The organism is Endozoicomonas sp. ONNA2, assembly GCF_024606365.1.
Lineage (GTDB): Bacteria > Pseudomonadota > Gammaproteobacteria > Pseudomonadales > Endozoicomonadaceae > Endozoicomonas.
This window is the reverse complement of the sequence record NZ_JAHHPO010000930.1, coordinates 1-1,538: the sequence shown is the minus strand read 5'-3', so window position 1 is coordinate 1,538 and position 1,538 is coordinate 1. Positions and strand designations below refer to the sequence as shown.

General features: G+C 48.5%; 2 protein-coding genes. Both read right to left on the bottom strand.

Going from position 1 to position 1,538, the window contains the following annotated elements; genetic code table 11:
- Window positions 1-174: 174 nt before the first annotated feature.
- A complete protein-coding gene (greB, locus tag KDK14_RS16545) occupies window positions 175-666 on the bottom strand; it encodes a transcription elongation factor GreB (RefSeq protein WP_257266280.1) in 492 nt (163 codons plus the stop codon).
- Between the two features lie 161 nt (window positions 667-827).
- Window positions 828-1,409, bottom strand: a complete 582-nt coding sequence (nfuA, locus tag KDK14_RS16540; RefSeq protein WP_257266279.1) for a Fe-S biogenesis protein NfuA — start codon at window positions 1,407-1,409, stop codon at window positions 828-830.
- Between the last annotated feature and the right edge of the window lie 129 nt (window positions 1,410-1,538).

Below are 1,538 nucleotides of genomic sequence, written 5' to 3'. Positions count from 1 at the left end.
CGTCCTCGCTACGGGGACGCCCAGTCGGGCGCTATTCTCGGACAGCCTCCCGGGAGGTTGCAGGCTGATTTTTACTCAAATAAACAGCTTGATTTATTCGGGCTTTTCTATTGTTGAAAATTTCACTCCTTTGGCAAAAAAATACCATTGGTAAAGCCTGAAAAAACCATAGGTTTACTTCTCATCATCGGAAAAAGGCTGATACTGTATTTTATTGATCAGCCAGATTTTTCGTCCACCCGGCGCGTTGACCACGATTTCATCGTCTACCTGACGCCCAACCATCGCCTTGGCCATAGGGGAGTCAATAGTAATATGATTGTTTTTCACATCAATCTCATCGGCACCGACTATGTGACAATGGAGTATTTCACCTTCTTCACTTTCCAGCTCAACCCAGGCACCGAAAAAAGCCTTGCCTTCCTGCTGTGATGAATATTCAACAACCTTCAGGATTTCAAGCCGCCTGGTAAGGTAGCGTATACGACGGTCAATCTCCCGAAGCTGTCGTTTTCCCTCTTTGTATTCCGCATTCTCACTGCGGTCCCCAAGGGCAGCGGCCTCAGCAACGGCCTGGGTCACTTCGGGGCGCTTGACTCGCCAGAGATACTGAAGCTCTTGCTCAAGCTTTTCTTTGCCAGCACGGGTAACAAGGGCAGACTTCATAGGGGGACACTGACACCAACAATTGAAATAATAATGAAACCACAAATGCCCATGGCGCGTGAAAATATTTTGCGCCACCCTCAAGAATGAAAAATAGTTAAGCAACATATTTTTCACGGCAAAGGAGGTGGACGTCACTTCCCGCTTTTGAAAGAACTGCTTTATTTGTAAAAAGCATTCTCAGTAATACTGTGGTCCGTCACATCACGAACGCCTTTCAATTCCGGAATACGCTCCATCAGTGTTTTCTCAACACCATCCTTGAGGGTCAGATCGACTGCAGCGCACCCCTGGCAACCACCGCCAAACTGAAGCACGGCAATACCATCATCCAGCTCCACCAAAGAGACGACACCACCATGTGAAGCCAGCCCCGGGTTAACCTCCGTCTGCAGGAAGTAGTTGATTTTCATATCCAGAGGGCTGTCCTCATTAACGTTGGGCATCTTGGCGTTAGGTGCCTTGATGGTCAGCTGACCACCGAGCTTGTCTTCGGCAAAATCCACCACCGCTTCTTCAAGAAAAGGTTCGCTGGTGCCTTCAACATGGCAGTTGAAATATTCAAGCTCCAGCATCAGATCTCCCCCCTTCTCTTCCCCTGGCTTACAATAGGCAAGGCAGGTTTCTGCATGGGGCGTGCCGGGGTTGCTGACAAACAGGCGCACGCCAATTCCCTCAACCCCCTGCTTTTCCAGTAACTGGGCCAGATATTTCTGTGCAGCTTCTGTGAATGTAATGTTCAACGCAACACTTCCTCTATTAACTTCAAGGCTATTCTATGTTATCGAGAGGCTTCAGAGAATCCCCCTGGTGTTTAATACCAATTCCACCTTCTAAATATGAACTGCGCAGCCATTTTGAACCGCTGGATC